The organism is Mesorhizobium sp. Arg314 (genome assembly GCF_053714275.1).
The window spans coordinates 63,960-87,893 of record NZ_JBSKBP010000025.1 but is presented as its reverse complement, the minus strand read 5'-3'; the positions used below and the strand labels follow the sequence as shown (position 1 = coordinate 87,893).

Sequence of the window (23,934 nt, the reverse complement as noted above, 5' to 3'; positions counted from 1 at the left end):
ATCTCGGAAGACCTCGGCATCAAGCTCGAGAATGTCGGCCTCAACATGCTCGGCCGCGCCAAGAAGGTGTCGATCTCGAAGGAGAACACCACCATCGTCGACGGCGCCGGCAAGAAGGCCGAGATCCAGGGCCGCGTCGCCCAGATCAAGCAGCAGATCGAGGAGACCACCTCGGACTACGACAAGGAGAAGCTGCAGGAGCGTCTGGCCAAGCTCGCCGGCGGCGTCGCGGTGATCCGCGTCGGCGGCGCGACCGAGGTCGAGGTCAAGGAAAAGAAGGACCGCGTTGACGATGCGCTGAACGCGACCCGCGCGGCCGTGGAAGAAGGCATCGTTGCCGGCGGTGGCGTTGCGCTGCTGCGCGCTTCGGGCAACCTCAAGGTCACCGGCATCAACTCCGACCAGGCTGCCGGCATCAACATCGTTCGTCGCGCGCTACAGTCTCCGGCTCGCCAGATCGCGGCCAACGCCGGTGCGGAAGCTTCGATCGTCGCGGGCAAGATCCTCGAGAACAAGGGCGACACCTTCGGCTACAACGCTCAGACGGGCGAATATGGCGACATGATCGCCATGGGCATCGTCGATCCGGTCAAGGTCGTGCGCGCGGCTCTCCAGGACGCGGCCTCGGTCGCCGGCCTGCTCGTCACCACCGAAGCCATGATCGCGGAGGCTCCGAAGAAGGAGTCGGCTGGCGGCGGCATGCCGGCCGGCATGCCCGGCGGCGGCATGGGCGGAATGGGCGGAATGGGCGGCATGGGTTTCTAAGGCCATATTTCGACAATCCCGGAAGGGCGGCAGCGATGCCGCCCTTTGTCAAGGCGATTACCGGGGAGCGAGCGGCTAAACAACGAGGCATTTGTGTGTTTGCCGCAACGACGGCTACTGCCTGCCTCGGCTGGCAACGCCTCGGGAACCTAAGTCGGATCTTCTTCCTGATGCCACATTCTTGACCCAAATCGTGCAAACGGGTGGGGCAACTGATGGACCGGTATGAGTGCAACTGCCGCCTCCGGACTTTGATTGACACCAATGCCGCGCTCACTGGCGATCAACAACGGCAGGACACAGGCATCCATAAAGACCGCTGCGCTCTTGTCAGAAAAAGATACTTTTTTTAAGGGCAGCGCGAAGCTCAACAGTTCCCCTTCATCTACAGGATACGCGTTCCGCGCCACGCTTTCTTTGCCGGAGTTATCATCCTGCTGAGTGGCATTGACGTGGGTCTACACCGCATCGTCCCCGGCCGTATGGGAAAGCCGGATGTGCGGGATAGACATTCACACCTTGCCAATAGCACCTTCGCGCGTTGAGGAGGAAGCCGATATTGCTCCTGTACCTGCCGATGACCGCCACCTGAAATCCTCCGACCTGTTTTGCGGGATTTGCCATATGCCATCGCTTGGAACGCAGGTAAGAGAGCGCCTATTTGAGGTTTGCTCGGTATCGCGGATTTGACGGACAAGGCTCTGGAGCGCGTCGCGGGTTATCCTTGGGATCCGATCATCTCGGGCGACCAGATCCATAAGTTCCCGAGCCTTGGCAGTTCCTTTGGGCCGAACGATGCCAACTCTGACAGATGGCCGTGCACGCATTCACCGCAGGGCTCGTTGGCGGGCTCTGTTTCCGGCGCGTCGATCAACACTACAAGTCTTCGAACCTTTCCAGCTTTGGCATTCCTCTGACCGCGCGATAAGTTTGCATCTGCCGTTGAAAGTTCCACAACCAAAGTTCCAATGTGCCGCGTTTCCTTGGCCCATGCCAACGCTGTAGGGGTTGTTCCAGAATGCGGGTCGGGGGTCGCCGTTTCCGCCTGCAGCCGCGTTTCAGAGACGAATGCCTCCCTTGCTCCGAAAGGCCCGGAAAATAGCGCCACGACGCCATACACAATAATTCCAATGAGAAAAAAGCGGATCATCACCTCAGGCCGATTTCAGGTGGATATTTTTCGCTCCGGTGACCGTGCTGCCGGGCTTCCAACGCCGGCGCCGGATTTGGGCGTTTCGTGTATTTCTTCCTCGAATGGTTCGCTCTGGTCCGTCATGGTTAGCTCCGGTTGTTCCATTCTCAGCGCCGTCCAGAGAGTTCTCGAGAATTGGGGCAGCCTGAGCGATCCGTCTCGCAGACGCCGGCTACCAAATGCCTTACGCCTCGGCGATAAGCGACAGCGGCCGCGAACGTCAAGAAGAGAAGCTTGCGGGCCTGGTACGAAGGTATTCGGGAGCCCGTTCTCCTGCATCGCGATTTCGACTCTGTGAGTGAGCGCCGTTTCGCTCAGATCTCCAAGAACCGCAACATCAAGAAGGTCATTCGCCCGATCACTCCAACCCGCAAAGTCCCTCCGCATTTGACCGAGCACTCGCGGCCGGATGTCCAATTCGATGCCGCTGCCCATAGTCAAAGCCGATCGTCTCGAGCGCCCCGAATGTCTCCAGCGCCCAGGCCAAACAGGTGGTTGAATACTTGGCCGCCGGAAAAGAGAACGAGCGCAGTCTCGGAATATTGTTGCATCGTCTCACCCTTCGTATTCAGCCCAGCATTGCGGGGTTTCCCAAACTGTTACCGATGCAATTTGCGGCAGAACGGGCTTTATTCGGTCCCAGATCCAGATCGCGATATTTTCGGCGGTAGGATTCGTCAAACCGTCGATCTCGTTCAGGCAGTGATGGTCAAGGCGCTGCAAAAGGGGGCCGAAAGCAGCCTCGACATCAAAGAAGTCCACAACAAAACCCGTGTCCGGATCGACTGGACCTGCGAGACGAAGATCCACACGGTATGAGTGGCCATGCATTCGGTGGCAGCGATGGGTTTCGGATACTCGCGGAAGGCGGTGCGCTGCCTCAAAGGTGAAAGCCTGTGTGATTTTCATGGGATTCCCAAGAACTTGTGGGTTTGAAGGGTCAGCCGCCAGCGTGGATTAGCAAGGCAATAGGCGACAGCGGCCGCAGTGTTGGCGTCGCGTTCAGTTCCATCCATCGGCTGTAGTAGCAGGTGGTTGAATGCCATGCGTTCGAATCGCTCTGGCTCCGCATCAAGCTGAGGATAAACAAGCTTAAGTTCGTCCCCGGCCCTGACCAACAGTGGCGCATCCGCCTTCGGACTGACGCACAGCCAGTCGATGCCAGCCGGCGGATGGATGGTACCGTTGGTCTCCGCCGCAATTTCAAACGCCTCGGCGTGCAGGGCCTCTATCAGCTCGTCATCAACCTGCAGAAGCGGTTCCCCTCCGGTGAGAACGACAAGACGCTCGCCTCCCCCAGCCCCGCGCCAGGCCCGTTCAACGGTCGACGCAAGCTCCCGTGCGGTCGCAAAGCGTCCGCCCCCATAGCCGTTCGTACCAACAAAATCGGTATCGCAGAATCTGCAGATTGCGGTAGCGCGGTCGGCTTCACGGCCCGACCAAAGGTTACATCCCGCGAAGCGACAAAATACAGCAGCTCGCCCGGCATTGCGCCCTTCACCTTGCAGCGTATAGAAGATCTCCTTGACGGCGTAAGACATGGCTAAGTGACCTCCGATTAAGCGAGTGCCCGCTCACCTATGCCACACCAGGCGAGAATTGACGGATGTCCCACGGGCACGTTATGGACACCGCCTCCCCGTCGATGCCCATTCCCGAAAACGCACTCGCCCCGGACACGAAGCAACTGCTGCGGACGGCAGCCGAGCGCAGGCTTCTGAAGCAACCGAAACGCATAACCTTAGCGACAGTGTTCTGTCTCAAAAAAGGCAACACACAATCCTGCATAAGAGCTTCACGCTTCTCCATTTGACGAGCTTGGGAGCCGCCCTCGGCCGCTCGGTGTTGAGCCACCTATCTTCGCAGCCCGACCTTCATGTCGCGCAGTACTCCCGCGAACCCGGGCCTTAGGAAGGGGGGCGGTGCGTCATCGCGCTCGGCTTCAAGGTTGTCTGGCCGACGGGTAAATGATTCCTTCTGGTTGCGTTGGTGGTCGTGAAGCCCCACCGATCAATTGGCGCGCCAGGTTCTGCTCCGAACCGCTGCAGAGCCTCAAGCTGCCGCCAAGATAGAGAACGCCAAAGCGATTGGCAGTGGCACGGCGGCGAGGATCGCTGAACCGCTTAGGCTCTTGCTGAATCCCAGCCGATCCTTGAAGCGCGTGAAGAAGACGCACCCGAATTGCGCGCGGCATCGACTGAGGCGTTGTCCAGCGGCGAAGGTACCGTCGACAATGCTGCTGGCAAAGGCTAACGCCTCGTCCGCTATTGGCACGCTGCGACGCCTCGCGACCAGTCATGCCGCCGGGCTCTGGATGGGACTGGACGAGAAAAGGATATACGAGCAAGACCCACCGCCGAGCCGCTCGCTGTGCACCGGAAGGGCCGCAAACAGCTTGCCGTCCTCGCCGAGTTCCCAAAGCTGGAAAGCGAAGGCGCTTGGCGGTCTCGAAATCTTGTCGCATCGCCATGGGCAGAGCGGCTATTCCGCCGGCCGCGTCCGCAGAGTACGGCGGTCGAGTGACTGCAGCAACACGGCGACGGCGACGGCCACGAGCGCTAGCGCGGCTCCGACGAGCGGAAGGTTGGCGTAGGAAACGCCACAGTTCAGCGCGATGCCGCCTAGCCAGGCGCCGCCTGCATTGCCCACATTGAAGGCGCCCTGGTTCAGGGTGGCGGCGAGGTTGGGGCCTTCCGAGGCGGCTTCCACGACGCGGATCTGCAGCGGCGGCACGACGACGAAGAGGAGCAGGCCCCACATGAAGACCATGCCAATCGCGACGCTCCCAATGGCACCGAACTCCTTGAAGCCGACAAACAGCACCGCCAGCAACAGCAGCGTGCCGATGACGGTCGGCATCAGCTTCCAGTCGGCCAGCCGGCCGCCAATGATGTTGCCAATGGTCATGCCGACGCCGAACAGCAGCAGCACCCAGGTGACCGCGGCGGTGGACAGGCCGGATACGTCGGTGAGGTAGGGCTTGATATAGGTGAAGACGGCAAACAGGCTGGCCGAGGCAAGCGCCGCGATGAGCATGGCGAGCCACACCTGCAATTTGGCGAGCACGCGCAGCTCGCCGCGCAGGCCGCCGCCGCGGGGCTGTGCGACGTCGGACGGTACCAGCCATGCGACCGCCGCGACCGAGATCAGCCCGGTGCCGACCACGGCCAGGAAGGGGGTGCGCCAGCTGAAGGCTTCGCCGAGCGCCTTGCCGGCAGGAACGCCAAGGATGTTGGCCAGCGTCAGGCCGGAGAACATCAGCGCGATGGCAATGGCCCGTTTGTTGCGCGGCACCAAGCTGGCAGCGACAACCGAGCCGATGCCGAAGAAGGCGCCGTGACCGAAGGCGGTGAAGACGCGCGCGGCCATCAGCATCCAGTAGTTAGGCGCGATGGCGCAGAGCAGGTTGCCGACAACGAACAGGGCGGCGAGACCAACCAGCACCCGCTTGCGCGGCAAATGCGCGGTGGCCATGGCGACAACAGGCGCGCCGAAGACCACTCCCAGTGCATAGCCGGTGACCAGCAGGCCGGCCGAGGAAATGTTCACTTGCAAGCTGGCGGCGACCTCCGGCAGCAGACCCATTATAACGAATTCGGTTGTGCCGATGCAGAAGGACGCGATGGCAAGTGCAAGGATCGGTAAAGGCATGGAGCGTCCAGACTGGCTTTGATGACGATTCGCGGCCAGCCAAGCATGCATCGTTCCAAATGAAAACCTCGTGCCAAAACAATAAGATAACGCTAATAAAGCTACGTCGCATGTCCGACATCGTCGCCCCGTTTCAGCGCACGGCTGCCCGGGAAAGATTAGTGAGTCGCAATGCGGCAGGACTATGCCGCGCGTGACGGCTGAGCATCGGTCTAAAGAAAGCGTGCATGGGCGCCTGTGTCGCCTGGCCTCACGCGCACGAGGCGTCGGCCATGCTCAAGGCCATTAGGTGCTTCATTGAAGGAGTGCTAAGTCAAACTGTTGTGATTTGACGAATAGGCGGTATCTCCGAGACATTCTGACGTTCCGGAAGCACAAGATCTCCCCTTCGTAAGCGGCGATCGACGGCGACGTAGATCGCGCCGATGCCCCCTCAACATTCTTAACGCCGTCTGAGCCGCAGGTACCGGTGCCAACTTCCATCATCGTCCGCGAAGCTGCGCGGCTGGCAACTCCGCCGCATCGGTGGAACGCTCGATTCCGACCGGCGTCAACGGCTCGGAACACCGCGCTTCGCGGGCGCCAGCCTGGATTACGGCTTCTCCTGCTTGGGGAATGCAAGACCCACCAATGCGGATGTTCGTGCAGCGCTCAGGTGCTGCCAGCTCGCGAGGCCATTCGGTCTGCGACTATCGAAACCGCTCGCGTCCTAGAGATGGGGGCCGCTGTACTTAATTCGGGTGCGGCCGTGCGACAATCTGCACCAAGGTTGTAGCGCGGCAGGGAGGTTGCTTCGAAACTGTCATATACGTCATGGGCACGCGCTCGACGTGAACGGCGTTGACCTTCCAGGCCGCCGAACAGACGATTGTCGGGCCGCCGGCTGGCAAATCGTCGAAGTCCAGACAGATTTTCGATCCATCGCTTCGTTGTGGTTGACCCAGATCAAGGCTCCTGCGTCAACGGCGTGCTCTCCTCCCCAGGTTTTCAAAGGAGAATGATATGGGCCGGGAAGCTTTCTGATGGGTGTTGGATTTTATATGACTCTAAGGGGCTATTCCTCCTTGGAAATCTCTTCAACAACCAGCCAAGCGGTGACTGTCCCTTGTCGGGAGCGGCGGCACGTCGCACCACGCTGCTTTCCTGAAGCATCAAATATGACAGGGCGGCCGGTGATCAACGGAATGCTGATCGCAGGCCCGGCTTCGTTCTGATCTTGCAGTGGCTAGCCTGCGACGTAGGGATGTCGTTCAGCATTGTCTGCCAGATCGAGGGAAAATCCACGCCCTGACCAGGGCCGTATCGCACTCCTGGGCAAACCTCAACACGATGTCGGCCATATATCACCTACCTAACATTGATAAGATCGCGCGGGTCGGCATTGAGATTGACCTCAATCAATTTCACCAAAATTTCCTGAGTCTTGAGGGCCAAATGTCCGTGTCGTCCGAAACGCTGTCTGGAAGCTCTGCTGGTTTACCTTTTTTGCCTTGGCTTGCACCGCGGCGGCACGAGATGACCAGCTTTGACATCGTTGTCGTCGGGGCAGGCCCCGTTGGATTGGCGTTTGCCGCGTCGCTCGCCGCAAGTGACCTCAAGGTCGCGCTGATCGAACGCCAATCGATCGCGGGTTTGGCGCAGCCCGCCTTCGACGGACGTGAGATTGCACTCACTCACGCTTCGGTCAAAATTCTACGAGAGCTCGGCGCCTGGGAGGCCATTCCCCATTCGGAGAAGTCCCCCCTGCTTGGTGCACGAGTGCTTAATGGATCGAGCCCTTTCGCACTAAGCTTCGATGCGCCTGCAGGAAGCGCTAAACCACTGGGAATTCTGGTCCCCAACCATTGGATTCGCAGTGCCCTTTTCAGCGTTGTCCACACACAGGAGCATGCACATATATTCCCTGGCTGCAACGTCGTCGCTGCCCAAATCAATCCCGGCGACGCGACGGTGACCCTCTCAGATGGTCGACGGATCAAGGCACAGCTCCTCGTGGCTGCGGATTCGCGCCTGTCTGTCCTGCGCGATCTGCTGGGGATCGCCGCCGACATCAATCGGCTGGGCCGCTCAATGCTGATTTGCCGTGTGCGGCATGATCTGCACCACAATCGGATCGCGACGGAATTGTTTGATCATAAGCAGACGATCGCAATGCTGCCGCTTGCGGAAGGCGTGTCGTCACTGCTTGTCACGCTTTCGGCAAGCGAGGTCTCCAGGCTTGTCCTGATGAACGACCCGGCCTTTCTTGCGGAGATCACCCAGCGCTGTCAGGGACGGTTAGGTAAGATGTCGCTGGCCAGCGGCCGCCACGCCTACTCGCTCGTCACCACCTGGGCAGACAGATTCTGGGCGCCGCGCGCCGCGCTCCTCGGGGATGCGGCCGTCGGCATGCATCCGGTCACAGCGCATGGCTTCAACATCGGCCTTGGCGGTCAGCATCGACTGGCCAAATCTATTCTGACGGCTCGGCGCAAAGGAACCGATATCGCCGATCCAACCTTGCTGCGCCGGTATGAAACCCGGCTAAGGCTGAGCGCCGCGCCGCTTTACCACGCTACCAACATGCTGGTTAAGCTTTACACAGACGAGCGCCCGCTGGCGCAGGCCGCGAGGCATTTGGGCCTTCGGTTGGGCCAAAATCTGCCATTTATCCGATATGGAATTTCTGCCGCGCTGAGGCGTTAAGTTCGATCTTACGGGCTTGGCCCGGCTGACTGTGCTGGTTTCGAGTCACAAAATCCGGCTCTGATTTTGCACAATGGCAAGTCTCGCGGCAGCGCTTCGTGCGGTTCGCCGTCAATTTCAACCAGCCTGCCTGGGCTCGATCGCGAGCGGCTTGCCTGACAGAGCAGCTTTTGGCCGACGTCGCCGAAACGCTCCACCCAGTCGAGCGCTGAGAAGGCGAGGTTCAGGTGCGAGCTCGAACCAGAACGCATCGACACCACAATGAAAATGTGGCGCGGTCGGATAGCTCGTTTAACGCGGCACGTTGTCGCGCAAGATGGCGATAGAGTTCTGGACGAGTGTCGTGGTTGCTTGCCTAAAGGCAACTTTGCAAACCGCCGCCGCCTTGGTTTCAAACTAGGGTGCCGGAGGCAGGACAAACTGACGCGACACTTCGTTGAGCAGCGGTGCTATCGTGCCGTCACCATTGTTCGTTCGGGCCGTGAGATGACCATCCCTAAAGACGTTCAAAGTGATGTAATTCCTGTGCTTTGCCAATTCTGCGAGGCACGGCGCCGTGGCCTGTGCGGCGCGCTTGAGCCCAACCAGTTGGTTGACTTGGCCAAGACCTCGTGGAGACACAACATTCCGCCAGGAACGGAGCTGGTCAGAGACGCCGAAGCGATCGAAAGCTATGCGAACGTGCTTTCGGGCGTCGTAAAGCTGACCAAATGTCTTCCGGACGGACGCCAGCAGATCGTCGGGCTTCAATTCGCGCCCAATTTTCTGGGCCGGCCGTTCAAGTCGGAAAGCGATGTCAGCGCGCAGACCGCGACCGAAGTCTCCCTGTGCTCGTTCCCGAAAGCGGCCATCGAGCGGATGATGAGGGAGGCACCGGCTCTAGAACACCGCCTGCTCAAGCAGACACTGGTGGAATTGGATGAGGCTCGTGAGTGGATGGTGACGCTGGGCCGTAAGACGGCGGCTGAGAAGGTAGCGAGTTTTCTCTTCCTGATCGCGATGAATATCGACCGGGCGACGGACACCAGCAAGGGATCGGCAACTTTCGATCTGCCGCTCACCCGTGCCGATATCGCCGACTTTCTCGGCCTGACTGGCGAGACCATCAGCCGCCAGCTGACAAAGTTTTGTGACGACGGCGTGATCCGGATCGAGAACACTCGCCATGTCGTGGTCGATAGCATTAGCCGGCTGCAATGCTGTTCGGGCACGTGGTCGTGTTCTGACGCTTAGCTCTCCGGTCGGTTCGCCCGATTCTGCTGTGCGATAGGCGGCAGGACGTGCTCGCGCTCGAATGCGATGTGTCGTCGTGACGCACAAAAAGGCCCTTAACATGAAACCGAAGGCCTCAGGTTGGCGACGCCACCCTCCATGCGCGATGGTCAGCAGGGTATCGGTCAAATCCGTCGCCGCGCACCCGTCCTCGATGTGCTCGGCCCGCAAGCGACGTAGCGAAGCCATCCGCTTGCCATCAGTTGCGTGTCTCGCAAACGCAGGAAATAGATGCTCTTCCTCACGGGCATGGCTCATGCGCAGCAGCGGCACTCGTTTGCCATCACTTCAACCGATCCACCGAGGGCAATCTGTCGGCTATCGCCTCCAGCTCGTCGCCGGTCCGCAACTTGCGATCGTGCAAGAGACTGACATCCCCGCACGGCCGGCCGCCATGAAGGCAGCCTTCGACAACGGCTTTGCATTTGACGACGATTGAAGATTTGCATCTGAGCGTCTCGGCGTGAATTCAAGACGCAGAATTGTCCGACTGGCGATCATCCCCTTGACATGGATCATAGCGCCAACACGCCGTTTACGGAATTAGTGGGGAGCGGACCCGCGTCCGCATCAAATGCGGCGTCAGGGACATGTCATGAGATTTGCCACAGAGATCGTCCTTCTAAGCCTATTTGCCTTCACGGCTGTTGTGGCCGCCGGCTTCGGCGTAGATGAACCCTTTCGCCAGCATATGTGGGTTTTGTTCTTCGCCGTGGCTGGCTTCACCGCGATCCTGTTGCGCAATGCGGATTTCAAGCCCGCAGCTGCGATCGATCCATCCACCTACATGGATGGTCCGATCCGCTACGGGGCCATAGCAACGGTGTTCTGGGGCGTCGTTGGCATGCTGGTGGGCGTGATCATCGCGCTGCAGCTTGCTTTCCCCGACCTCAACATCCAACCCTGGTTCAATTTCGGCCGCCTGCGGCCGCTCCACACTTCCGCCGTCGTCTTTGCCTTCGGCGGCAACGCGCTGATTTGCACCTCGCTTTACGTCGTCCAACGCACCTGCCGGGCACGGCTGTTCGGCGGAAATCTCGCTTGGTTCGTCTTCTGGGGGTATCAGCTTTTCATCGTCATGGCCGCGACCGGCTATCTGCTCGGGATCACTGAAAGCCGCGAATATGCCGAGCCGGAATGGTATGTCGACATCTGGCTGACGATCGTCTGGGTTGCCTATCTCCTGCTCTTTCTCGGCACGATCCTGAAGCGCAAGGAACCGCATATCTACGTCGCCAACTGGTTCTACCTGTCCTTCATCGTCACGATCGCGATGCTGCACGTCGTGAACAATCTGTCGATGCCGGCATCGTTCCTTGGGTCAAAGAGCTATTCGGCCTTCTCCGGCGTCCAGGACGCGCTCACGCAATGGTGGTACGGCCACAACGCCGTCGGCTTCTTCCTCACCGCCGGTTTCCTGGGCATGATGTATTATTTCGTGCCCAAGCAGGCGAACCGGCCGGTCTATTCCTATCGGCTGTCGATCATCCACTTCTGGGCGCTGATCTTCCTCTACATCTGGGCCGGTCCGCATCATCTTCATTACACCGCCCTGCCCGACTGGGCGCAGACGCTGGGAATGGCGTTCTCGATCATGCTGTGGATGCCGTCCTGGGGTGGCATGATCAACGGCCTCATGACGCTTTCAGGAGCTTGGGACAAGATCCGCACCGACCCGATCATTCGCATGATGGTCGCTGCGATCGCGTTCTACGGCATGTCGACCTTCGAAGGTCCGGTCATGTCCATCAGGACGGTCAATTCGCTGTCGCACTACACGGACTGGACCATCGGCCACGTCCATTCGGGCGCGCTCGGCTGGGTCGGCATAATCTCTTTCGGCGCGCTCTACTACATGGTGCCCAAGCTCTGGAACCGCGAACGTCTCTATTCGGTGCGGTTCGTCACCTGGCACTTCTGGCTGGCGACTCTCGGTATCGTCGTCTACGCGGCGGCGATGTGGGTCTCGGGCATCATGCAGGGGTTGATGTGGCGCGAATACGACGAGCAGGGCTTCCTGGTGTATTCCTTCGCCGAGACCGTCGCCGCCATGCATCCCTACTACGTCATGCGCGCCGCGGGCGGCGCCATGTATCTGGCCGGCATGCTGATCATGGCCTGGAACGTCACCATGACCATCCTTGGCAGGCAGCGCGAAGAACAGCCATTCCCGGGTTCCGTATCCGCTTTCCGGCCTGCCGAATAAGGAGCCAGACATGGGCTTGATGGATAAACACGCGCTGATCGAGAAGAACGCCACACTGCTTCTTGTCGGATGCCTGCTGGTTGTCACCGTCGGCGGTATCGTCGAGATCGCGCCACTATTCTATCTCGACAATACGATCGAGAAGGTCGAGGGCATGCGACCCTACTCGCCGCTCGAACTCGCCGGCCGCAACATCTATGTGCGCGAGGGATGCTACCTCTGCCACAGCCAGATGATCAGGCCGTTCCGGGACGAGGTGGAACGCTATGGCCATTACAGCCTGGCGGCCGAGTCGATGTACGATCATCCGTTTCAATGGGGATCCAAGCGGACCGGGCCGGACCTCGCTCGCGTCGGCGACCGCTACTCCAACAGCTGGCACGTCCAGCACCTTACCGACCCGCGTTCCGTTGTGCCTGAATCCATCATGCCGAGCTACGCGTTCCTGAAGGACACACCGATCGAGGTGAAGGATTTCTCGACGCATCTGACAGCGAACAGGCGCGTCGGAGTCCCCTACTCCGACGACATGATCGCCCACGCGAATGCCGACCTGATGGCGCAGGCCGATCCGAATGCCGACACATCCGGACTGGAAAGCCGCTATCCGAAAGCCAAGATCGGCGACTTCGACGGCAACCCCCAGCAGGTCACCGAGATGGACGCCCTGGTGGCCTACCTGCAGATGCTCGGCACCCTGGTCGATTTCAAAAACTACGACGAAGCAGCCGGCTACCGCTGAGGAGAGGAACCGATGGACTACAACTTGATGCGGGAGTTTGCCGACAGTTGGGGCCTGCTTGCAATGGCCCTGTTCTTTGTCGGCTGCATTGCCTTTGCCCTGCGCCCCGGTGGCAGAACACCGGCCGATCACGCCGCCCAGATCCCTTTCAAGGATGACTGATCATGAGCCGCGAGCATATCGACGAAGTCTCTGGCATCTCAACGACCGGTCACGAATGGGATGGCATCAGGGAGCTTAACAACCCGTTGCCCCGATGGTGGGTGATAACCTTCTATATCACCATCGCCTGGGCGATCGGCTACACCATCGCCTTCCCAGCATGGCCGATGCTGTCATCCGCGACGAAGGGCGTGCTCGGCTATGCCAGCCGCAATGATGTCAAGAATGAATTAGCAGCGGCCGAAGCCGCCAAGGGGAAGTATGTCGTGGCCATCCAGGCGAAAACCGTCTCCGAAATTGCTGCCAACGACGCGTTGCGTGAATTTGCCGTCGCGGCCGGCGGCGCGACGTTCAAGGTCAATTGCGTGCAGTGCCACGGCTCCGGCGCGCAAGGCTCCAAGGGCTTTCCGAACCTCAACGATGACGATTGGCTCTGGGGCGGCAAGACCGAGCAGATCCAGCAGACGATCACCCACGGCATTCGCTTCGCCTCCGACCCGGACACCCGTCAGTCGGAGATGCCAGCTTTCGTCGACGTGCTTCAACCCGGGCAGATCAGCCAGGTCAGCGCCTTCGTCGCCAGCCTTTCGGGAGCGGTGCGAGACAAGAGCCTGATCGAGCCCGGCGCCAAGGTTTTCGCGGACAATTGCGCCGCCTGTCATGGCGAAAACGCAAAGGGAAGCCGGGAGCTTGGGGCTCCCGACCTGACTGACGCGATCTGGCTTTATGGCTCGGGCGAAAGCGCAATCGCCGCGCAGGTCCGCGCACCCAAGCAAGGTGTGATGCCAGCATGGGGGGCGCGTCTGGGGGAGACAAAAGTGAAGGAGCTTGCGGTTTATGTCCATTCGCTTGGCGGTGGGGAATAGGAGAAGCGGCCTATTCACCTCCCACCACCGTTAAGCGACGAGGCCCGGCTTTCGGCCGGGCCTCGACCCGCCTTTCGGCCGCGGAATTGACTTGCATCAAGGCGGCGCGACCGATCCTGCGGCAAAGCTTGCTCCACGGGAGGCTGCAGACTGCTAGACTGGAGGCGCGGTGCTGGACCAAAGGCAGATCGAACGGCGCGCAGCCGGGGCTGTGAATTCCGCCAACGTTCGGCAACAGCTCTATGCAAAGGGCAAGAAGATTTTCCCGAAGCGGACTTCGGGCCGTTTCCGCCAGTTGAAATGGCTGGTCATGGTGATGACACTCGCCATCTATTATCTGACGCCATGGTTGCGATGGGATAGAGGCCCGTTCGCGCCGCACCAAGCCGTCCTGCTCGATCTCGCGAACCGGCGCTTCTATTTCTTCTTCATCGAAATCTGGCCGCAAGAATTTTATTACGTCGCGGGCCTTTTGATGATGGCCGGCATCGGCCTCTTCATGGTCACATCTACGGTCGGGCGGGCCTGGTGCGGCTACACCTGTCCGCACACGGTCTGGGTCGACCTGTTCCTTGTCGTTGAGCGCGCGATCGAAGGCGATCGCAATGCACGCATCAAGCTGGAAGCCGCCCCGTGGACGGCTCGCAAACTGTTCCTGCGCGCATCCAAGCATGCCATCTGGCTCATAATCGGAGCGGCCACCGGAGGCGCCTGGATATTCTACTTCGCCGACGCGCCGAAGCTGCTCGCCGAAGTCGTCACCGGCGCGGCAGCGCCCGTCGCCTATGCCACGATCGCCGTCCTGACCGGCACGACCTATGTGTTCGGCGGACTGATGCGGGAGCAGGTCTGCACCTATATGTGCCCCTGGCCGCGTATTCAGGCTGCGATGCTCGACGAAAATTCGCTGACCGTGACCTACAACGACTGGCGCGGCGAGCCGCGTTCGCGCCATGCCAAGAAGGCTCTGGCCGCCGGCCTACCGGCCGGCGATTGCGTCGACTGCAACGCCTGCGTCGCCGTCTGCCCGATGGGGATCGATATCCGCGACGGCCAGCAGCTCGAATGCATCACCTGCGCGCTCTGCATCGATGCCTGCGATGGTGTCATGGACAAGCTCGGTCGCGAGCGCGGGCTGATCTCCTATGCAACGCTGGCGGACTACAACGCCAACATGGCGGTAGCGACCGCCAGCGGCACAAGTCCAGCCAATCCTTCGCTCGTAAGAACGACGAGCGGCGCCTTCGTCGACGGCCTGGCGCATTTCCACCTGGGCAAGATCTTACGATTGCGCACCTACATCTATCTCGGTGCATGGTCGGCGATCGGGCTGGTCCTCATCTATTCGCTGCTGACGCGCGAGCGGCTGGAGCTGAATGTCCTGCATGACCGAAATCCTCAGTTCGTGACGCTTTCGGACGGCTCGATCCGCAACGGCTACACCGTCAAGCTGCTCAACATGATTCCGGAACCGCGGACGGTCGAAGTCACGCTGCAGGGCCTCGACGGCGGCGAGATGAGCATCGTCGGCATAGACCAGCCTCCAAGCCGCTCATTCTCCATTGCAGCCGAACCAGACCGGCTGAAGGTGCTCAAGGTCTTCGTTCGCCAACCGGCGGACCGGATCGAGGAGCCGGCGCAGAGCTTCGAATTTCGGATCGAGGACAAGGCGAATTCCGAATCCGCCGAATACACCGCGAGTTTCAACGCGCCGGAGAAGGGCAAATGAGCACCGATACGCAAAGGCCGCGCGAGTTCACCGGCTGGCACATGTTGATCGTAATCGTCAGTTTCTTTGCGGTGGTGATCGGGGTCAACGTCACCATGGCCACGCTCGCCCGAAAGAGCTGGACCGGTCTCGTTGTCGAGAACACCTATGTGGCGAGCCAGCAGTTCAATGAGGAGGCTCGGAAAGGAAGGGCGCAGGCGGCATTGGGCTGGACAGGCAAGCTTACCGTCGCCTCGGGAGAAGTCCGTTACAGCCTTCTCGATGCGCACGGCAAAACGCTGCCGCTGCACGGCGTCAGAATATCGTTTCGGCACCCAGCCTACGAGGCCGAAGACGAAGCGCTGACGCTTGCCGCGCCGGCCGGCGCCACATCGGAGAACGCGGCGGAATTTGCCGTGCGGCACACGCCAAAGGACGGCGTCTGGATCGTCGAGATCGATGCCGACGCGGGCCTTGCCTCTCCGTTCCGCGATATCCGCCGCGTCATGATCTTGAAGGGAGCCCTGCAATGAGCTGTTGTGCGCCAGGGGCTGAAATGACGTTGGAGATCGCCGCAGCGGCGTCCGCATCGCCGTCGAGCGACGAGATCAAGCTGGCCAGCCGCTCTCTGGGCAGCGACATTCACCAGACCGACCTGTCGGTTCCGTCGGTTCATTGCGCGGGCTGCATCCAGGCGATCGAGGCAGCGCTGGCGAAGCTCGAAAACATAGATTCCGCCCGCGTCAATCTCTCAACCAAGCGAGTATCGGTTCGCTGGCGCGGGGAACAGGTCCCGCCTTTTTTTGCGGTGCTTTCAAGGCTGGGCTATCAGGCACACCTGTTCGACCAGGAAATCCAGGAAAAAGACAAAACCCTGTCGGAGTTGATCCGGGCCGTTGCCGTCGCCGGCTTCGCGGCCGGCAATATCATGTTGCTCTCGGTGTCGGTCTGGTCCGGTGCCGAAGGCGCGACGCGGGATCTGTTTCATTGGCTGTCCGCGTTGATCGCCATCCCCGCGCTCGCCTTCGCCGGCGGCATTTACTTCCGCTCTGCCGCGAACGCGTTGCGTCACGGCCGCATGAACATGGACGTGCCGATCGTGGTGGGTGTGTCGCTCGCTTACGCAATGAGCCTTTACGAGACCATCAATCATGGCGAGCACGCCTACTTCGACGCCTCGGTTTCGCTGCTTTTCTTCCTTCTGATTGGCCGCACGCTCGACCACGTCATGCGGGAGCGGGCGCGAACGGCGGTCAACGGCCTCTCGAGGCTCGCGTCGCGGGGTTCGCTTGTCTTGAGGGACGACGGCACGCGCGAATTCCTGCCCGTCGCCGAACTCGAGCCCGGGCTGCGCCTGCTCATCGCGGCCGGAGAACGCATACCGATCGACGGCGACATACTTGGCGGAAACTCCGACCTGGATTGCTCGATCGTCTCGGGCGAGAGCGCGCCAAAGGCCGTCGGTACTGGTGCCCATGTACAGGCTGGCACGCTCAACCTCACAGGTCCGCTGACGATGCTGGCGACCGCGGCCGCAAAGGACTCCTTTCTGGCGGAGATGGTCCGGCTGATGGAGGCCGCCGAAGGCGGTCGCTCGCGCTATCGGCGCATCGCCGATCGCGTATCGGCGCTCTACGCGCCCGTGGTTCATCTGGCGGCCTTCGTGACATTCCTCGGCTGGTTGGTCGCGACCGGCGATTGGCACCGGGCGCTCACCATCGCCATCGCCGTGCTGATCATCACCTGCCCCTGCGCGCTCGGCCTTGCGGTGCCGATCGTCCAGGTTGTAGCAGCCCGGCGCCTGTTCGAGGCCGGCGTCATGGTCAAGGATGGCTCGGCGATGGAACGACTTGCCGGCATCGACACGGCGGTGTTCGACAAGACCGGAACGCTGACGCTCGGGCGCCCAAAGCTGGTCAATGCGTCCTCGATCGATCCGACCATGCTTGCGATCGCGGCCGAGATGGCGGCTCATTCCCGCCACCCGTTCTCAAGGGCCATCGCCGGCTATGCGGGGTATTCCGGCCAGCCCGGTGTCGAATCCGTCAGCGAGCATCCGGGCTTCGGCGTCGAAGCCATAATGGAGGGGAATACGTGGCGGCTCGGACGGCGCGGATGGGCGGGCTGGAAGGCCAGCACCGGCGGCGAGGGCAAGCTCGGCGGCTATGGTGGCACGGTGCTCTCCAAGAACGGGAACATCGTCGCGTGCTTCGCTTTCGAGGATGCGCTTCGACCAGACGCCAAGGCAACGATCCAGCAATTGAAGGACGCCGGCGTGTCCGTCGATATGTTGTCCGGCGATACCGCGAAGGCCTGCGGCGAGGTTGCCAAATCATTGGGAACTGAAAGCTTCGTGCCGGCGCTGCTGCCCTCGGGAAAGGTGGAATGGATCGAGTCGCAGACTCGCGCCGGACACAAGGTCTTGATGGTAGGCGACGGGCTTAACGATACACCGGCATTGCGGGCAGCACACGTTTCGATGGCTCCGGCAACCGCGGCCGATATCGGTCGCAATGCCGCAGATTTCGTCTTCCTGCGCGAGAGCCTTCTGGCGGTGCCTTTGGCGATGGATGTCTCGCGCAAGGCCGGCCGGCTCATTCGCCAGAACATCGCCATTGCGATCGTGTACAACGCCTTTGCCGTTCCCATCGCCGTTCTGGGACACGTGACGCCGCTCATCGCTGCGATCGCAATGTCGGCCTCGTCACTGATCGTTATCGGCAACGCCATGCGGCTTCACGCCTTCACGAAGCGTGCGGGGCTTTGGAATGTTCTACCCGAAAAGCGCGCACGCCCTGATATACGGGTCCAGTCCCGGTGACGAACCTTGTCTATCTGATCCCGGTCGCGCTCTTCCTCGGCGCGCTTGGATTGGGCGGTTTCCTTTGGGCACTGCGTAGCGGCCAGTACGACGATCTCGACGGTGCGGCAGAGCGCATCCTGATCGACCCCGACGACAAGCCGGACGGTCTCACTGAACGCGCGACCATGTGAAGAAAATTCGAGTCGCGGATCGCGGCGAGCGTAGCGCAAGAGCTCTCTTGCTTGCCCAACTGGGAATTGGAATTCGCCTGTCGCAAAGCATACGAGCCGGATTGCGGGTAATACCTGCAAACCTCAGCCGTTGCGAAACGTATAGCCGTAAGCGTTGATTGCCGGCGCTCCCCCGAAATGGACATAGAGGACATTCGAACCTTCTGGAAAGAAGCCTTTCTGGACGAGGTCGATCACGGCTTTGCATCGACTTTCCCTCATAGACGGGATCTGTAATCATACCCTCGAGGCTGGCACACAGACGGATGGCTTGCTTTGTTTCCTCTGACGGGATGCCATAACGCGGGTATGCGTACTCCTTGAGCAGCACCACGTGATCCTCGGTGAATTCCGTGCCAAGGTCGACGAGCTTTGCGGTATCATTGGCAATTGCTAGCACCTGCGCGCCGGTCTGCTCGGGGGCTGCGGAGGCGTCGATGCCGAGCACGTTGTGCTGTCGGCCGTCTCCGGCAAAGGCTACGACCATGCCGGCTCGCGTCGAGCCCGTGACCGTGCATGCGACGATATGGTCGAAGGCAAATCCAAGCTGCTTCTCTTGCGCGCGCACCTCCTCCGCGAACCGTATGTAGCCAAGGCCGCCATATTTGTGGACGGAGCCCCCCGGCCGGTATCGCGTAGGGTCTGCCGCCCCTTGCCTGGACCTCATCGAGTGCCTGTTCCCAACTGCGGCGGATGCCGATGTCAAAGCCCTGGTCGACCAGGCGCACCTCTGCTCCCATGATGCGGCTCAAGAGAATGTTGCCGACTCGGTCGTAGACGATATCCTCATGCGGCACCCAGCTCTACTGTACCAGGACGGATTTCATGCCGATCTTGGCGGCGACCGCAGCGACCAGGCGCGTGTGGTTGGACCGCGCGCCGCCGATGGAGACAAGTGTGTCGGCATTTGACGCGATCGCATCAGGGATGATGTATTCGAGCTTGCGGAGCTTGTTTCCGCCAAATGCGAGACCTGAGTTGCAGTCCTCGCGTTTGGCGTAGATGTCCACCTTTCCCCCCAGATGTTGGCCGAGCCGGTCGAGCTTCTCGATCGGGGTCGGGCCAAAGGTGAGCGGGTGGCGTTCGAATTTTTCCCGCATGCTTTCTGCGGCGGTGTATGATTGGCTAACACTGCCATCCACAAGTCCTTCCAAGGGTCGGGTTCATATTGAGATCAACTGCGCCCGTCGACATCCAAGGAGACCCCGTCGTTAATTTCCAGCATCTCGTTGGCCGGCGACACGAGGCAAACCGCACGCCGATGCTGCCGAGACCCAAAGTTCATTCCTCGTTCTCCCGATGGGTTGGCGACTGGCGCCGAACGTCCTGGCAGCCCTCGAAATGATTGGCCTTTTGTGCAGCGCTGCCAGGATGGCCAGACCGCCAGATCAGAAAGAGCACGCTTGCGAAATAGCCTGCCTGGAGAAGCAGCGCAGAGGTGAGCGTCTTGACGACTACCGCTCGAATGGAGTGCGAGACGAGATAGACAGCTGCAGCATTGGTGGACAGGACCAACGCCATGAGGTGGCAAAACATTCGGAGCGGCATCGGCGTTCTCCTGGTTTGTCCGCCAGGTCATGCTGCGGCGTGGTCGGCCGCAAGATGGGTCTGGCAGTTCTTGGCGCAGACGCGGGCGCAGGCTCCGCAGCCGATGCAGCGGCCGGCATGGTCGACGACCATGATCATGCGATTTAGCTCGCCTTCGAAGTCATCCTCGTCATCACAAATGCCGAGGATTTCACCCGCGTCATCGATGCCGTAAAGATGCATCACTTCGCGCGAGCAGACTTTGAAGCAGCGGCCACAGCCGATGCAGGTCGTGCCATCGATTGCGGTCAGATATTCGGGCATCCACCTGGAGCCGTCGCGGGTAACGAACGGGCCGGTCATCGTGAATTCTCCAAGGCGGCGAGTTCTCTCTTTGCAGCGTCCAACTCGGCAAAAACCTCGAACGTTTTCCTCGCGACAGCCTTAATCCCGCGCCAGCCGACCGGGAGGTCCTCGGCAAGGTCGTGCAAGTCCATCTTCGCAGTTCCCGCGCGCGACTGTAGCTTGCGGACTTTCTTTTGCAGTTCCTCAACGTCCGACATGATTTCTTCCCTCCGAATGGGTTGCACTACCGCCGCGCTTTTGGCGGCTCTTCGCCTGAATCCAGTCGAAGAGTTTCGGCCAGGCTGGATTTCTTGGTGACGGCAACTGCATCGGTCTTCAGCACGCCACAAAAAGCGGCAATGGCGGCTTCTCAAGTATCCATCTGGTCACGCCGCCCAAGATCCGCTCACGCAACCGGCGGTGGCCATAAGCGCCCATGACGACCATATCGGCGGACGTGTCGATCGCGTGCTGCGCGAGGATTGTGGTCACCGACCCGACCGCGGTCGGCAGCCGGTCGACTACCACCCGAATACCGTGCTGGGCGAAGTAGGCCGCGATGTCGGTTCCCGGCCCAAGGCCGTTTGCGTTGGCTGTTGCCTCCGGATCGACCAATGTGACACGAACTTCCTCCGCACCGAACAGCAGATGTCGCGCGTCCCGAACGACACGCGACGTCTCGACTCGCGAATCCCAGCCGACCAGCACGCGCCGCGGCCGCAGAGATGCCTTGGTGCCGTGCGGCACGACAAGCACCGGCTTTCCCGATTCGAACAGGCTGCCGTCAATCGCAAGCGGTCCGAGATCGTCGTCGTCGAGGAGTGATGGGCCGATGACTGTCAGATCTGCGTAGAGCGCCCGCTGCCGGACCACATCGCCGACACAGGCCTGGTCCCAAAAGTCGGTGTCCACGTCCCAGCGAGCCCGCATGCCTTCCAGCAGTTTTTGGATTTCTCTGGACCGTTTTGCCAGCCTGTCGATATCCTGCGAAAGTATCTCAATATAGTTAAGCCGTCTTTCCAGTCTGACCACGTCTGATGCGCGCTCACACCCCATGGCCGAAACTGGGCCGATAGGCGGCCGCTTGGCAAATTTGACGATCAGTACTGACAGACGTGCGCCAATCTCGGTACATAAGTTGGCAGCGGTTATGACGTCCTGATTGGAGTGTTCAACTTCCGTTACACACAGCACGGTCTTGAAAGTCATCTGACTGCTTCTTTCCAAATAGTCTGTACTTGTACGGCACCGCATTTGTTGCCGCCGTGCCATCGGGAGAGTAGCCGGCCAGCTCGGGCTCCGCCTGGGCTGGCGCAGACGACCGATGCCCCACGCCGGAATTCCCTCATCGCGAATCCAGCGCGCGGCGGCAGTTCCCGAGGTTCGTCTGCACTCCTCAAGGTTCTGATATGATCTCTTTTTCTCGAAGAACGGAGCATCACGCCCGGGCCGCGTCGGGATAGGTTTCGATGGCTGAGGTCGCTTGATCGACCAATTTCGTACCCGCCTCAGCAAGGTTGCGAAACGTCTCGAAGCCGAACCGGTGGACGTCGCGCAGCGTCTTCGACAGAACCACCAATCGCCCGGCCGTGAGAAGCACGCGCCCAAAGCCCTCATGGCTGATTGTCATCATGGGCGATGCAATCAGGCCGGCTCGCTCCTCGATCGCAAGTCCAACCGCGGCGAAGTAAACGTCGAGCCTCCACAGCACATCCGGATCAGGATCGCCGATGATTGGGATTTCACGACGCTGTTCCTTGGTGACAATGAAGTCGGCCAGCACCTCTGGGTCCTGTTTGCGTTCCCATGAACCGTAGGAATCGTGCGCGCGAAGCAGCCGCACCAGACACTTGAGGAAAGGGGTGGCAAGCGCCGCCTCGTCCTCATTGACAGCAGGGATGACAGCCGCATCAGCCATTCTCGCATTCTCCTTCACTCTTCGTCGTCGAAGGACGGTTTCTTTCGCGGAACGCCTGCGTCCGCCAACACCTTGCGCAGCCAAGGCGGAGGACCGTTCCTGAGCATTGCTTGGGTTCGCGAAAGTACGTCGGCGATAGGTTCAGGGTGCGGCACTTTGATCGGATGGATTTTTGCCGTTACGAGCTTGGCTGCGGACGGTCCGCCGATCGCCAGACAAAACAGGAGCTGGCAGCCTTTCAATGCCGATACTTTCGGGGTGATGTGGTCATCTCCATCGGTTCGATGGGTTCCGCTCTCGTCGGAAGCGTCATCGAACGCCACTGCTTCCACAAAATTCCACTCGGCGGGCGTCACGTCGTAGACGGCAAGGCGCTTGGCCGATCCGAAATGGGCATTAAGGTGTTTCAGGTCTTGTGTGGCGATCGCCACGCGTAATGCGCCGGCTTGCCTTTTCGGCGGCAATGCGTGAACCTCGTCAGTGACGAGCGAGAGGCGACGAAGCGAGGTCATCTGGCATTTCTCGGTTGCGGAATGGATCAAGGGTCTCAGGCCTTGGCGCATGCTGGTTGGCCTGGAAGACGTTAGCGACCTCGAAGATGAGGTCGCGCGTCCCTTGGTAGAGGATTGTGCGCTTGTGCTGGCTGCCGAGGCGGTCGAAGATCGGGAAGCCGACGCGCATGAGCGGAATGCCTAGGCGCGCTGCCGCCTGGCGCCCGTGGGAATGGGTGACAAGGAGGTCAGAGCCCTCAGCAAGGGCTTCCACATCTCCGAGGTCGCCCACCTGGACCGATTGCGCTGGAATTTCCTCGAGAATCTTTGACCGATCGGCCGTGGTGACCGCCGCCGCAATTTCGGCGCCCATACCGGCGAAAAAGGTTGCCAGTTGGTAGAGCTGGTCTGGTTCGGCAGCGATCGCAATCTTCTTGCCGCTGAAATGGAAATGTCCGTCGAGCAAGGCATCCTGCAATTGGGCCCGACGACGGCGTATCTTGGCTGGCACCGCCGCGCCCGAAATCACCGAAAGAAACGAGACAAGCCGATCGGTGGCCTTCAATCCGGTCAGGGAGTGAAACAGCGTGTAAGGCACTCCCGTCAGCCGCTGCAGCGTGTCCGCCGAGCAGCGCATGTGCTCGCCTATGGCGATGCAATGCGCCGCTGAACCAAGCTCGCGAATGTCCTTGACGCTGGTTCCGCCATTGGTGGTGGGCATCCAGCGGTCCGGCACCGTACCGTCGAGCGAAATGGAGACGTCTGGCAGGATCACGGGCTGCAGGCCGAAGCTCTCCACCATCTCGCGCAAATGCTCGATGTCAGCCACGGTGAGGTTCCAACCGGGCAGGACCGCGATCTTCTTGGACTGCCGCACCTGCTCGCCGGGCCGTGTGATGCCTTCGATCATTGCGGTGACAGCCCTGGCCCAGCCCTCTTCGATGGCGCCATCGAAATCCGGCGTATGGGCCAGCATGATCTCCGTACCCGCGAGTTCTTCAGCGTGCTCCAGCTTGATGCTGGTGATGTCGCCGACGAAATCTTCGCCACGGGTTTCTACCAGCGCCGTGGTGCAGACGCCGATAAGCTTTGGCTTGGCGCGGGTCTTAAGGTTAAGGATCGCCTCCTCGAGATTTCCCGCCCCTCCGAGGATCGTCGCCAGTTCGTCCATCGCTGTTGTTTGCAACGGAACCGCTTCCTTGAAATGCCGCACCAAGAGCACCACCGCGAAGCTGGTGCAGCCTTGACTGCCGTGGAACAGTGGAATTGCACCATCGACTCCAAGAAAGGCCAAAGCGGCACCCAATGGCTGCGACGACTTCAGCGGATTGACCGCCGCCGATTTGGTCTGGGGAAGGATGCTGGCCATCG

The 23,934-nt window shown here is 60.6% G+C and carries 24 protein-coding genes and 2 pseudogenes; 12 read left to right on the top strand and 14 right to left on the bottom strand.

From position 1 onward, the window contains the following. On the top strand, positions 1 to 765 hold a 765-nt coding region (locus tag ACWGS9_RS23605), incomplete at its 5' end, for a TCP-1/cpn60 chaperonin family protein (protein ID WP_454507507.1). Between the two features lie 149 nt (positions 766 to 914). Here ACWGS9_RS23605 and ACWGS9_RS23600 read toward each other — a convergent pair. From ACWGS9_RS23600 to ACWGS9_RS23575, 6 genes and pseudogenes are all read right to left on the bottom strand, one after another. Continuing rightward, positions 915 to 1,136 carry a hypothetical protein gene (locus tag ACWGS9_RS23600; protein WP_454507506.1) on the bottom strand — a complete coding sequence of 74 codons (222 nt, stop codon included), beginning with the start codon at positions 1,134 to 1,136 and terminating at the stop codon, positions 915 to 917. 347 nt (positions 1,137 to 1,483) lie between these two features. After that, the gene (locus ACWGS9_RS23595; RefSeq protein ID WP_454507505.1) at positions 1,484 to 1,915 is read right to left on the bottom strand and encodes a hypothetical protein; all 432 of its coding nucleotides are present in this window, start codon (positions 1,913 to 1,915) and stop codon (positions 1,484 to 1,486) included. Positions 1,916 to 2,082: 167 nt separating this feature from the next. Continuing rightward, positions 2,083 to 2,508, bottom strand: a pseudogene (locus ACWGS9_RS23590) (7-cyano-7-deazaguanine synthase); the annotation flags it as partial. 4 nt (positions 2,509 to 2,512) lie between these two features. After that, positions 2,513 to 2,866, bottom strand: coding sequence for a 6-carboxytetrahydropterin synthase QueD (gene queD, locus ACWGS9_RS23585; RefSeq protein WP_454507504.1), 354 nt, complete (start codon positions 2,864 to 2,866; stop codon positions 2,513 to 2,515). Continuing rightward, positions 2,863 to 3,498, bottom strand: a complete 636-nt coding sequence (queE, locus tag ACWGS9_RS23580) for a 7-carboxy-7-deazaguanine synthase (protein WP_454507503.1) — start codon at positions 3,496 to 3,498, stop codon at positions 2,863 to 2,865. The genes queD and queE overlap by 4 nt, the downstream gene beginning before the upstream one ends. A 940-nt stretch (positions 3,499 to 4,438) precedes the next feature. Further along, complete coding sequence (locus ACWGS9_RS23575; RefSeq protein ID WP_454507513.1) at positions 4,439 to 5,608, bottom strand: MFS transporter; 1,170 nt, start codon at positions 5,606 to 5,608, stop codon at positions 4,439 to 4,441. Between the two features lie 1,515 nt (positions 5,609 to 7,123). Between ACWGS9_RS23575 and ubiM the strand changes: the two genes are divergently transcribed. From ubiM to ccoS, 11 genes are all read left to right on the top strand, one after another. Beyond that, positions 7,124 to 8,293, top strand: coding sequence for a 5-demethoxyubiquinol-8 5-hydroxylase UbiM (gene ubiM / locus ACWGS9_RS23570; RefSeq protein WP_454507502.1), 1,170 nt, complete (start codon positions 7,124 to 7,126; stop codon positions 8,291 to 8,293). Positions 8,294 to 8,779: 486 nt separating this feature from the next. Then, the gene (locus ACWGS9_RS23565) at positions 8,780 to 9,526 is read left to right on the top strand and encodes a Crp/Fnr family transcriptional regulator (protein ID WP_454507501.1); all 747 of its coding nucleotides are present in this window, start codon (positions 8,780 to 8,782) and stop codon (positions 9,524 to 9,526) included. Positions 9,527 to 9,821: 295 nt separating this feature from the next. Further along, entirely contained in the window at positions 9,822 to 10,004 is a 183-nt protein-coding gene (locus ACWGS9_RS23560) for a hypothetical protein (protein ID WP_454507500.1), read from the top strand. Positions 10,005 to 10,160: 156 nt separating this feature from the next. After that, entirely contained in the window at positions 10,161 to 11,771 is a 1,611-nt protein-coding gene (gene ccoN / locus ACWGS9_RS23555; protein ID WP_454507499.1) for a cytochrome-c oxidase, cbb3-type subunit I, read from the top strand. Between the two features lie 10 nt (positions 11,772 to 11,781). Beyond that, the gene (ccoO, locus tag ACWGS9_RS23550; RefSeq protein ID WP_454507498.1) at positions 11,782 to 12,513 is read left to right on the top strand and encodes a cytochrome-c oxidase, cbb3-type subunit II; all 732 of its coding nucleotides are present in this window, start codon (positions 11,782 to 11,784) and stop codon (positions 12,511 to 12,513) included. Positions 12,514 to 12,525: 12 nt separating this feature from the next. Further along, positions 12,526 to 12,675 (top strand): cbb3-type cytochrome c oxidase subunit 3, encoded by a 150-nt coding sequence (locus tag ACWGS9_RS23545; RefSeq protein WP_454507497.1) that lies wholly within the window; start codon positions 12,526 to 12,528, stop codon positions 12,673 to 12,675. Positions 12,676 to 12,677: 2 nt separating this feature from the next. After that, complete coding sequence (gene ccoP, locus ACWGS9_RS23540; protein ID WP_454507496.1) at positions 12,678 to 13,541, top strand: cytochrome-c oxidase, cbb3-type subunit III; 864 nt, start codon at positions 12,678 to 12,680, stop codon at positions 13,539 to 13,541. 169 nt (positions 13,542 to 13,710) lie between these two features. Continuing rightward, complete coding sequence (gene ccoG / locus ACWGS9_RS23535; RefSeq protein WP_454507495.1) at positions 13,711 to 15,270, top strand: cytochrome c oxidase accessory protein CcoG; 1,560 nt, start codon at positions 13,711 to 13,713, stop codon at positions 15,268 to 15,270. After that, complete coding sequence (locus tag ACWGS9_RS23530) at positions 15,267 to 15,782, top strand: FixH family protein (protein WP_454507494.1); 516 nt, start codon at positions 15,267 to 15,269, stop codon at positions 15,780 to 15,782. Before ccoG ends, ACWGS9_RS23530 begins: the two co-directional genes overlap by 4 nt. Continuing rightward, complete coding sequence (locus ACWGS9_RS23525; RefSeq protein ID WP_454507493.1) at positions 15,779 to 18,070, top strand: cation-translocating P-type ATPase; 2,292 nt, start codon at positions 15,779 to 15,781, stop codon at positions 18,068 to 18,070. The genes ACWGS9_RS23530 and ACWGS9_RS23525 overlap by 4 nt, the downstream gene beginning before the upstream one ends. Beyond that, complete coding sequence (ccoS, locus tag ACWGS9_RS23520) at positions 18,067 to 18,243, top strand: cbb3-type cytochrome oxidase assembly protein CcoS (RefSeq protein WP_454507492.1); 177 nt, start codon at positions 18,067 to 18,069, stop codon at positions 18,241 to 18,243. The genes ACWGS9_RS23525 and ccoS overlap by 4 nt, the downstream gene beginning before the upstream one ends. A gap of 123 nt (positions 18,244 to 18,366) precedes the next feature. On the opposite strand, the pseudogene ACWGS9_RS23515 reads toward ccoS, so the two are convergent. From ACWGS9_RS23515 to nifN, 8 genes and pseudogenes are all read right to left on the bottom strand, one after another. Next, positions 18,367 to 19,382 (bottom strand): annotated as a pseudogene (locus ACWGS9_RS23515) (1-aminocyclopropane-1-carboxylate deaminase). A 181-nt stretch (positions 19,383 to 19,563) separates the two neighbouring features. Beyond that, complete coding sequence (locus ACWGS9_RS23510; protein WP_454507491.1) at positions 19,564 to 19,830, bottom strand: exopolysaccharide production repressor protein; 267 nt, start codon at positions 19,828 to 19,830, stop codon at positions 19,564 to 19,566. Positions 19,831 to 19,857: 27 nt separating this feature from the next. Continuing rightward, positions 19,858 to 20,172 (bottom strand): ferredoxin III, nif-specific, encoded by a 315-nt coding sequence (gene fdxB, locus ACWGS9_RS23505; protein WP_454507490.1) that lies wholly within the window; start codon positions 20,170 to 20,172, stop codon positions 19,858 to 19,860. Then, the gene (locus tag ACWGS9_RS23500; protein WP_454507489.1) at positions 20,169 to 20,372 is read right to left on the bottom strand and encodes a CCE_0567 family metalloprotein; all 204 of its coding nucleotides are present in this window, start codon (positions 20,370 to 20,372) and stop codon (positions 20,169 to 20,171) included. Before ACWGS9_RS23500 ends, fdxB begins: the two co-directional genes overlap by 4 nt. A gap of 118 nt (positions 20,373 to 20,490) precedes the next feature. Beyond that, positions 20,491 to 21,363, bottom strand: coding sequence for a universal stress protein (locus ACWGS9_RS23495; protein WP_454507488.1), 873 nt, complete (start codon positions 21,361 to 21,363; stop codon positions 20,491 to 20,493). A 229-nt stretch (positions 21,364 to 21,592) separates the two neighbouring features. Then, positions 21,593 to 22,072: a NifX-associated nitrogen fixation protein gene (locus tag ACWGS9_RS23490; RefSeq protein WP_454507487.1), complete on the bottom strand. Its 480-nt coding sequence runs from the start codon at positions 22,070 to 22,072 to the stop codon at positions 21,593 to 21,595. Between the two features lie 14 nt (positions 22,073 to 22,086). Continuing rightward, a complete protein-coding gene (gene nifX / locus ACWGS9_RS23485) occupies positions 22,087 to 22,584 on the bottom strand; it encodes a nitrogen fixation protein NifX (protein WP_454507486.1) in 498 nt (165 codons plus the stop codon). Continuing rightward, a complete protein-coding gene (gene nifN, locus ACWGS9_RS23480; protein WP_454507485.1) occupies positions 22,550 to 23,932 on the bottom strand; it encodes a nitrogenase iron-molybdenum cofactor biosynthesis protein NifN in 1,383 nt (460 codons plus the stop codon). Before nifN ends, nifX begins: the two co-directional genes overlap by 35 nt. Positions 23,933 to 23,934: the final 2 nt, after the last annotated feature.

Excerpts from the sequence above, each read along its gene's own strand:
- ACWGS9_RS23595 (WP_454507505.1), bottom strand. The coding sequence starts at position 1,915 with ATGATCCGCTTTTTTCTCATTGGAATTATTGTGTATGGCGTCGTGGCG.
- queD (WP_454507504.1), bottom strand. The coding sequence starts at position 2,866 with ATGAAAATCACACAGGCTTTCACCTTTGAGGCAGCGCACCGCCTTCCG.
- queE (WP_454507503.1), bottom strand. The coding sequence starts at position 3,498 with ATGTCTTACGCCGTCAAGGAGATCTTCTATACGCTGCAAGGTGAAGGG.
- ACWGS9_RS23575 (WP_454507513.1), bottom strand. The coding sequence starts at position 5,608 with ATGCCTTTACCGATCCTTGCACTTGCCATCGCGTCCTTCTGCATCGGC.
- ubiM (WP_454507502.1), top strand. The coding sequence starts at position 7,124 with ATGACCAGCTTTGACATCGTTGTCGTCGGGGCAGGCCCCGTTGGATTG.
- ACWGS9_RS23565 (WP_454507501.1), top strand. The coding sequence starts at position 8,780 with ATGACCATCCCTAAAGACGTTCAAAGTGATGTAATTCCTGTGCTTTGC.
- ACWGS9_RS23560 (WP_454507500.1), top strand. The coding sequence starts at position 9,822 with ATGCGCAGCAGCGGCACTCGTTTGCCATCACTTCAACCGATCCACCGA.
- ccoN (WP_454507499.1), top strand. The coding sequence starts at position 10,161 with ATGAGATTTGCCACAGAGATCGTCCTTCTAAGCCTATTTGCCTTCACG.
- ccoO (WP_454507498.1), top strand. The coding sequence starts at position 11,782 with ATGGGCTTGATGGATAAACACGCGCTGATCGAGAAGAACGCCACACTG.
- ACWGS9_RS23545 (WP_454507497.1), top strand. The coding sequence starts at position 12,526 with ATGGACTACAACTTGATGCGGGAGTTTGCCGACAGTTGGGGCCTGCTT.
- ccoP (WP_454507496.1), top strand. The coding sequence starts at position 12,678 with ATGAGCCGCGAGCATATCGACGAAGTCTCTGGCATCTCAACGACCGGT.
- ACWGS9_RS23530 (WP_454507494.1), top strand. The coding sequence starts at position 15,267 with ATGAGCACCGATACGCAAAGGCCGCGCGAGTTCACCGGCTGGCACATG.
- ACWGS9_RS23525 (WP_454507493.1), top strand. The coding sequence starts at position 15,779 with ATGAGCTGTTGTGCGCCAGGGGCTGAAATGACGTTGGAGATCGCCGCA.
- ACWGS9_RS23510 (WP_454507491.1), bottom strand. The coding sequence starts at position 19,830 with ATGCCGCTCCGAATGTTTTGCCACCTCATGGCGTTGGTCCTGTCCACC.
- fdxB (WP_454507490.1), bottom strand. The coding sequence starts at position 20,172 with ATGACCGGCCCGTTCGTTACCCGCGACGGCTCCAGGTGGATGCCCGAA.
- ACWGS9_RS23500 (WP_454507489.1), bottom strand. The coding sequence starts at position 20,372 with ATGTCGGACGTTGAGGAACTGCAAAAGAAAGTCCGCAAGCTACAGTCG.
- ACWGS9_RS23495 (WP_454507488.1), bottom strand. The coding sequence starts at position 21,363 with ATGACTTTCAAGACCGTGCTGTGTGTAACGGAAGTTGAACACTCCAAT.
- ACWGS9_RS23490 (WP_454507487.1), bottom strand. The coding sequence starts at position 22,072 with ATGGCTGATGCGGCTGTCATCCCTGCTGTCAATGAGGACGAGGCGGCG.
- nifX (WP_454507486.1), bottom strand. The coding sequence starts at position 22,584 with ATGACCTCGCTTCGTCGCCTCTCGCTCGTCACTGACGAGGTTCACGCA.
- nifN (WP_454507485.1), bottom strand. The coding sequence starts at position 23,932 with ATGGCCAGCATCCTTCCCCAGACCAAATCGGCGGCGGTCAATCCGCTG.